Origin of the sequence: uncultured Campylobacter sp., assembly GCF_937890585.1 — a bacterium.
GTDB lineage: Bacteria > Campylobacterota > Campylobacteria > Campylobacterales > Campylobacteraceae > Campylobacter_A.
This window is the reverse complement of the sequence record NZ_CALACG010000306.1, coordinates 1-7,930: the sequence shown is the minus strand read 5'-3', so window position 1 is coordinate 7,930 and position 7,930 is coordinate 1. Positions and strand designations below refer to the sequence as shown.

The following is a 7,930-nucleotide window of genomic DNA, read 5'->3' as shown; positions in this document are numbered from 1 at the left end:
AAAACTGATATAAATATAGCAATAATCGATAGTGTAGTGCATACAAATCCAGATGAGGCTAGTGAGTTTTTTCAGACATTTTTTGAAGCTAAATATCTAGTAGTTGCTATACTTTTATGCATCATCTTTTATGTTATGACAAGATATAAACGATCTAGTGTAAAAGAATTTAGCCGAAAAACTATCATAGTCCTTTCGGTAATTTATATAGCCTTTGCAGCTGTATTCTTTACAAAATCAGCAATGAGAATATCGTCTAATAAAGCTGATAGAGCTATAAGTAAGCTCTCAGAACATATCCTGATAAATTACGCTTTTGTTTTAAAAAAGTATCTTTTGGATGATAATTTTTTAGCTAGCAATAAACAAATTTTAAAAGATTACGACGTATCTAAAGCAGCAAATCAAAACATAAAAGCCGAGCAAAAAGTAGCAAATGTAGTCTTTGTGATCGGTGAAAGCTTGCAAAGAAACGAGATGAGCGTTTATGGATTTGGCTTGCCAACTACACCAAATTTAATGGCTTTAAAGCAAAGTGGCAATGCTATAGTCTATACAGATACTACCGCTCCTGATACATATACAAATGGTTCTCTTTCAAAGGTTTTAAATTTTTCAAACTATGAAAGTAAAGAGCCTTGGAGTAAGAGTTTAAACATCGTTGATATGTTTAGTCTAGTAGGATACAAAACAGCATGGATAAGTAATCAAAGCAATATCGGCGGATATTCTACAACACAAAAAAGTGTTGCAGATAGAAGTGATATCACATTTTTTACACAAAAATTTGCATCAGCTACAAATTATGCCGGTAGAGAAACAGATGGCATACTTTTGCCTGAAATTTTAAAGATAAAACAAAGTCTTGGAGAGTCAAATTTTTATATCATTCACCTAATGGGAAATCACTTTAAATACAACCTAAGGTATCCAAAAGATTTTGCAAAATTTACAGCCAATGATCTACAAAACAAAATGAATCCTGGACAAAAAGAGAGCTTTGCTTGGTATCTAAATAGCGTACTTTATAATGACTACGTGATAAATGAAATTTATAAAATTTTTAAAGACGATGAAGCTTTGATAGTCTATCTCTCAGACCATGGCGAGGCTCTTTTTGAGATAGATGGCATAAGAGGTCACGGCATGATAAACCGCTTTGTTTTAGAAATTCCGCTTATATTTATAGGAACTGATAAATTTAAAGCAAAATATCCACAAATTTGGCAAAAACTTGAAGTGGCAAAAGATTATAAATTTATGAGTGATGACATCATTCACACTTTTGCCGACATCATAGGTACAAAACCACTTGAATATAACGCATCAAGAAGCTTAATAAGTGGTGAATTTAATGCGAGCAGAAAGCGCCTAGTAAATGGTACTGACTATGAAAATATCAAAAATGTAAAGCCGCAATGGTAAATAACAAAAAATAATAAGGAGCAAAGATGAAGCTTATAAAAATGCTAATTTTAAGTGCATTTTTTGCGCTAAATTTATCAGCACTAACTGAAGGTGTGGAGTATCAAACTCTAGCAAAACCGCTTAACGTGCCTAAAAACTCAGTCGTTAAGGTATTTAGCTACGACTGCCCTCACTGCTATAAATTTGACCGAACTATCACAAGAAAGCTGATGGCAAAGCTTGACGGGGTCAAATTTATCCCATATCACCTAAGCACCAAAGGCAAGCTTGGCGAGACTACAAGTAAAATTTTCGCTGCTCTTATATCGATAGATGAGGCAAATGGGACTGATCTGCTAAGCGATGAGTCTAAATTTAAGCAAGCTAAATTTGCGATCTACAAAGCAAGGCACGATGAAAAAGATGACTTTAATGACGGCAAAGACAAGCAAAGATTTATAGATCTAGCGCTAAATGCGGCTCACATGAGCAAAGACGAGTATGAAAAAGCGCTAAGCTCAGATCGTGCAAAAGAGCTTTTAAACGAGTGGTTTGCCTCTTATGATGTAGCAAGCATCAGCGGTGTGCCAGCCTTTGTGGTAAGCGGAAAGTATCTGATAAATTTAAGCGCAGCATCATCGATCGATGAGATGGCAAAGACGATAAAAGAGCTTTTAGATAAGTAACTTTAGCCTAAAATTTACGGACATTTTGGGCTTAGAAATGTAAATTTAAAGCAATTTTAGATAAACTCGGATCAAATTTCTAAAAAAGAAAGGTTTAATTATGAACGCTTCAGAATTCATCTGGATGGATGGAAAACTAGTAAAATGGGACGATGCAAAAGTACACGTTCTAACTCACTCTTTGCACTACGCTAATGCCGTATTTGAGGGCACAAGAGCTTATAAAACAAAAAAAGGTCTAGCTATTTTTAGACTCAAAGACCACACAAAAAGACTTTTAAGATCAGCAAAAATGACAGTTTTAAATGTGCCTTACACTGAAGAAGAGCTTGAAAAAGCGCAGATCGAGCTACTTCGCGCAAATAAATATAACAGCAACGTCTATATCCGCCCACTTATCTTTTTAGGATACGGCGTGATGGGCGTAGCGCACACAAAAGCACCGGTTCAAACTGCTATCGCTTCATGGGAATGGGGTGCTTACCTTGGCGATGAGGGCCTAGAAAAAGGGATCAGAGTTAAAATTTCAAGCTTTGCCAAACTAGCTCCTGCTGCTCAAATGAACAGAGCAAAAGCTAGCTCAAACTACCTAAGCTCACAAATGGCAAACTACGAAGCAAAAGAGGCTGGATACGACGAGGCGCTGCTTCTTGACAGCGAGGGCTTTGTAGCTGAGGGCCCAGGCGAGTGCTTTTTTATCGTTGAAAATGGCGCATTGATCACTCCACCAAATGACAACAGCCTACTTAGCATCACTCAAGATACAGTCATAAGACTTGCTCACGATCTTGACATCGAAGTAAGAAGAGAGCGCATCACAAGAGATCAGGCATACACAGCTGATGAAGCGTTTTTTACTGGCACTGCAGCTGAAGTAACGCCGATAAATAGCATAGACAACCGCATCATCGGCAACGGCGCTAGAGGCGAAGTGACAAAGAGACTACAAAAAGCTTACTTTGACGTAGTTTATGGTCTAAACAAAAAATACGAATCATTTTTAACATATATTTAAGATTTAAAGGAACGAAATGCCCGCTGATTTAAATGATTATTTCAACAAAAAAAAGCCAGGTAATGACAACAGAGGCTCAGGTCAAAATAATGACAAAGAGCCACCTTTTAAAAAGGATTTTAAAATGCCAAATATACCAAGTGGCTTTGGCAAATTTGGTGCGCTAGCCTACATCATAATCGCCATTATCGCGATCCTTGCTATCACTCAGCCATTTAAAGTGATACACTCAGGCGAGGTCGGCATCAAAGCCACAGCGGGTAAATATGAGCCAAATCCTTTGCAACCAGGATTTCACTTCTTTTTGCCATTTATCCAAGACATCATCATCGTGGATACCAGAGTTAGGATCATAAACTACACTTCTGGCGAGGATATGGGCGAGTCAATGCAAAAGTCATATCAAGGAGTTGGGGCTGGAATTTTACGCAAAAACTCTATCTCGGTTTTGGACGCTAGAAACTTGCCAGTTAGCATCGATATCACCGTGCAGTACCGCCTAAATCCAGAAAATGCACCACAAACTATCGCATCTTGGGGTCTTAGCTGGGAGAGCAAGATCGTTGATCCTGTCGTACGTGACGTGGTTCGCAGCATCGCTGGTAAATATACAGCCGAAGAGCTACCAACTAAAAGAAACGACCTTGCTAGGCAGATCGATGAGGGCATAAGAAAAGACATCGACTCTCAGCCAAACAAGCCAGTCGAGCTTCTAACTGTGCAGCTTCGTGAGATCATCTTGCCTTCAAAGGTAAAAGAGCAGATCGAGCGCGTCCAGATCGCTAAACAAGAGGCTGAGAGGACAAAATACGAGGTCGAGCGGGCAAATCAAGAGGCTCTAAAACAAGCTGCCCTTGCAGAAGGTAGTGCAAAAGCTGCTATCATCGAGGCAAAAGGTAAGGCAGATGCTATCAAGATCGAGGCTGATGCGACTGCGTATGCAAACAAAGAGATCGCAAAAAGTGTCGATCAAAATTTACTAAATTTAAAGCAGATTGAGACGCAAAATAGATTTAACGACGCTCTTAAAGAGAATAAAGATGCCAAAATTTTCTTAACACCTGGTGGAGCTGTGCCAAATATCTGGCTAGATGCAAAAGATAGGGCAAAAGCTAGCTCAGTTAGCGAAAGGTAAAAATGAATAGCGTAGCAAAAAGTATAGACTGGCAAAAGGTTGGTGGATTGCTCCCGGTGGTGGTTTGCGATCACGCTACAAACGAGGTTTTGATGCTTGCTTATATGAACGAAGAAGCACTAAGCTTAACTCTATCTAGCCGCTACGCTCACTACTTTTCACGCACTAAAAATAGAATTTGGAAAAAAGGCGAAGAGAGTGGCAACACGCAAGAGATCAAGGCTGCATTTTTAGACTGCGACAACGACACCTTGCTTTTAAAAGTCGTTCAAAACGGAGGCGCTGCTTGTCACACTGGGGCAAGGTCTTGCTTTTTTAACGAGATAAATTTAGAAAATTTAGAAATTTCTGATGAAAAAAGCGAGGTTAAAAAGCCAAGTTACGGCGTCATTGACGAGCTTTATCACGTTATAGAAGATAGAAAGCTAAATGCTGATCCGCAAACTTCATACGTGGCAAGTCTTTTCAAAAAGGGCGAAAATCAAATTCTAAAAAAAGTTGGCGAAGAGGCTACAGAGCTTGTCATGGCGGCAAAAGAGCTTAGTTTTGCCAAGCAGATAAAACAAGATGAGCAAAAAGCAAAAAATGACCTCATCTATGAAGCAGCTGATCTTTGCTTTCACGCGCTTGTCGCACTTTCAGCCCACAACATACATCCAGATGCTGTCAAAAACGAGCTTGCAAGACGTTTTGGCATGAGCGGCATCGAAGAAAAAAGATCGCGAGATGTTAAATAGCATCAAGCACAACATATTTTTTATACTTCAAAACGCCAAACTTATCGACTTTTTAGCCTATGGTTGGGTGTTTTTAGCATTTATATTTATCGTGCTTTTAGGAATTTTTGTTGCAATAAAATCATGGTGGCAGATAGGATTTTTATTTATCCTAGCTGGTTTTTTGGGACTTTTTGCAGGTAACTACTACGCAAACAAATATATAAATGAAAGCCTAAGACCTGTTAGCATAAGCAAAATAAACACAAAGCAGCTTCAATATGTAGATGCGTTGATGGTTGATTTTAACATCACAAATAACTCAAACTACACATTAAACGTTTGCAAAATCGAGCTTGGCTTCTACCTTGGCTCAAAGCAAGAGGCGAGAAATTTTTTAAATTCACTCAACCCATTTGCTAAAAAAAGGATCATCATAAGCCAGAAATTTTTACCAAAACAGAGCATCGAGATAAAAGAATTTGTTAATAATTTTGCCTTTATTGACTACAATATCACCAAAAAAGCGGAGTGTTTTTGATGAGTTCAGCCTACTTTACGATCGTTCACATCATCGTTCTTTTTGCGATCGCACTACTTTCTATTTTGTTTCTAGTCCTATCGTTTAGAACCGAGCGCAAGCTCTTTTTATCGCTACTTTTTACAAATATCCTAGTCTCAACCACGCTTGCCATTTTTTTGATGCTCGTACTTGATAAATACACCAAAAAAGGCCAGCTTGAAAATGTAAAAAGTGAGAGAATTTTGCGAAATGAAAGCATCGTTTTTAAAGGCCAGGTGCGAAATATAGGCAAATTTACCATTAGCAACTGCACGCTCACTATCAAGCTCATCAACCAGCCGCTAAACAAAAATGACCTTGGCGGAGAGGCACTTTTTAAACCAAGCGGACTTTCATTTTTCTCATGGGTCTTTGGAGGCGACGAAAACGAAAGACCAAACACCGTGGCATATAAATTTAACGTCGCACAAAATTTGCAAAAGCAAAAGAGTGTGCCATTTACCGTAAATATGCCATATCCGCCCTACTTTAAAAACGGCATGACTATCACAAAGCTAAATTGCTATTAGTAAATTTAGCTATTTATTATAAGCGGTAGAAATTTGATTAAATTTTTTAATCTATGAAATTTGAAATTTTAAACCAAAGCCAAAAGGCAATGGTTTAAAATTTATTTTTAGTGTCTTGCAAGATAGTTTGTATCGTAGTTGTTGCTTAAAAAGTCTTTGTTTTCCATCATAGCGATGTGAAAATCTTTCGTCGTCTTGATGCCGCTTATCACAAGCTGTTCAAGCGCTACTTTCATCTTGTGAATGGCTCTGTTTCTATCAGTGTCCCAAACTACGAGCTTGCCGATCATGCTGTCGTAGTACGGCGGTATAGAGTAGTCTTGATAGATGTGACTGTCCATTCTCACGTTACGGCCGCCTGGGCAGACGTATTTTGTGATCTTGCCAGGGCACGGAGTGAAGGTATTTGGATCCTCAGCCGTTATCCTACACTCGATCGCATGGCCTTTTAGCTCGATGCTCTCTTGTGCTGGTAGCGCCTCACCTTGAGCCACTTTTATCATGAGCTCGATGATGTCAAGTCCGCTTACCATTTCACTAACGGTGTGCTCGACCTGAAGCCTTGTGTTCATCTCAATGAAGTAAAAGTCTAAATTTTTATCAACCAAAAACTCAAACGTACCAGCTCCCTCGTAGCCGATCGCTTTTGCTGCTTTTATGGCAGTTTCATGTAGCCTCTCTCTTGTTTTTTCATCAAGTAAGATAGCTGGACTCTCTTCGATCAGCTTTTGATGACGGCGCTGCATAGAGCAGTCGCGCTCACCTATGTGAAGCACGTTGCCATGGCTATCGCCGATGATTTGAACCTCGATGTGGCGTGGGTTTAAGATATATTTTTCCATATACATTGTGCCATCGCCAAATGCACTCATCGCTTCGCTCTCAGCCGACCAAAATGCTTTTTCTAAATCAGCCTCTTTTTCAACCACGCGCATACCGCGTCCTCCGCCGCCTGCAGCAGCTTTTAGTATGACAGGATAGCCTATCTTTTTAGCTAGCTCTTTTGCAGCTTTTGTGTCAGCCACAGCGCCGTCTGAGCCAGGGATGACTGGCACGCCAGCTCTTTGCATGACCTGTTTTGCCTTGCTCTTGTCACTCATCAAAGCCATCGCAGCAACGCTTGGTCCAATAAATTTGATCTTGTGGTGTGAGCAAATTTCAACAAAATTTTGATTTTCACTTAAAAAGCCATAACCTGGAAAGATAGCGTCTGCTTCGCTGATCTCAGCTGCGCTTATGATAGCTGGGATATTTAGGTAGCTATCGCTTGAGCGCTCTTTACCGATACAAATAGCCACGTCAGCGTATTTTACGTAAAGCGCGTCTTTGTCGGCAGTTGAGTAGACTACAACGGCTTCTTTACCCATCTCCTTTATCGTTCGCAAAGCACGAAGAGCGATCTCACCGCGGTTTGCGATTAAAATTCTTTTTAATTCCATTAATTTTTCTCCACGCCAAATAACGGCAATCCAAACTCAACTGGCTGTCCGTCAGAGACTAGCATCTCAGTGATCTGGCAGTCAAACTCAGCCTCGATCTCGTTCATAATCTTCATAGCTTCGATGATGCCCACTACATCGCCCTTTCTCACTCTTTGGCCTGCTTTTACAAATGGAGCAGCGCCTGGGCTTGGAGCAGCGTAGAAAGTACCTACCATAGGAGATTTTATGCTATCTTTTGGCGAATTTGCAGCTGGTTTTACCTCTGAGCTAACTACAACATTTACAGGTGTTGGCGTTGGAGCTGCTGCTTGTGCTACTGGCTTCGCAGGCGCGCAATAATCAGCAAATTTCTCTACCTCGACCTCAAAATCACCACTTTTTATCTTGATATGATTCATCTCCATACCATTAAAAAATTCGATAAGCTCTTTTATATC

General features: G+C 39.8%; 9 protein-coding genes. 7 read left to right on the top strand and 2 right to left on the bottom strand.

Translation table 11 applies throughout. The features are described 5' to 3' along the window. From Q0296_RS09155 to Q0296_RS09125, 7 genes are all read left to right on the top strand, one after another. The coding region (locus Q0296_RS09155; RefSeq protein WP_298039681.1) for a phosphoethanolamine transferase at positions 1 to 1,425 on the top strand (1,425 nt) is incomplete at its 5' end. Between the two features lie 26 nt (positions 1,426 to 1,451). After that, positions 1,452 to 2,093 (top strand): thiol:disulfide interchange protein DsbA/DsbL, encoded by a 642-nt coding sequence (locus tag Q0296_RS09150; protein ID WP_298039678.1) that lies wholly within the window; start codon positions 1,452 to 1,454, stop codon positions 2,091 to 2,093. Positions 2,094 to 2,193: 100 nt separating this feature from the next. Then, positions 2,194 to 3,108: a branched-chain amino acid transaminase gene (locus Q0296_RS09145; RefSeq protein ID WP_002939975.1), complete on the top strand. Its 915-nt coding sequence runs from the start codon at positions 2,194 to 2,196 to the stop codon at positions 3,106 to 3,108. 16 nt (positions 3,109 to 3,124) lie between these two features. After that, the gene (locus Q0296_RS09140; RefSeq protein ID WP_194169249.1) at positions 3,125 to 4,243 is read left to right on the top strand and encodes a prohibitin family protein; all 1,119 of its coding nucleotides are present in this window, start codon (positions 3,125 to 3,127) and stop codon (positions 4,241 to 4,243) included. 2 nt (positions 4,244 to 4,245) lie between these two features. Beyond that, positions 4,246 to 4,980, top strand: a complete 735-nt coding sequence (gene hisIE, locus Q0296_RS09135) for a bifunctional phosphoribosyl-AMP cyclohydrolase/phosphoribosyl-ATP diphosphatase HisIE (protein ID WP_298039671.1) — start codon at positions 4,246 to 4,248, stop codon at positions 4,978 to 4,980. After that, complete coding sequence (locus Q0296_RS09130) at positions 4,970 to 5,500, top strand: DUF2393 family protein (protein WP_298039669.1); 531 nt, start codon at positions 4,970 to 4,972, stop codon at positions 5,498 to 5,500. Before hisIE ends, Q0296_RS09130 begins: the two co-directional genes overlap by 11 nt. Further along, on the top strand, positions 5,500 to 6,051 hold the full coding sequence (locus Q0296_RS09125) for a DUF2393 family protein (protein ID WP_298039684.1): 552 nt from the start codon (positions 5,500 to 5,502) through the stop codon (positions 6,049 to 6,051). Before Q0296_RS09130 ends, Q0296_RS09125 begins: the two co-directional genes overlap by 1 nt. A 107-nt stretch (positions 6,052 to 6,158) precedes the next feature. Here Q0296_RS09125 and Q0296_RS09120 read toward each other — a convergent pair whose 3' ends face one another. After that, positions 6,159 to 7,490 carry an acetyl-CoA carboxylase biotin carboxylase subunit gene (locus tag Q0296_RS09120; RefSeq protein WP_298039666.1) on the bottom strand — a complete coding sequence of 444 codons (1,332 nt, stop codon included), beginning with the start codon at positions 7,488 to 7,490 and terminating at the stop codon, positions 6,159 to 6,161. After that, on the bottom strand, positions 7,490 to 7,930 hold a 441-nt coding region (accB, locus tag Q0296_RS09115), incomplete at its 5' end, for an acetyl-CoA carboxylase biotin carboxyl carrier protein (RefSeq protein WP_298039662.1). The genes Q0296_RS09120 and accB, both read right to left, overlap by 1 nt.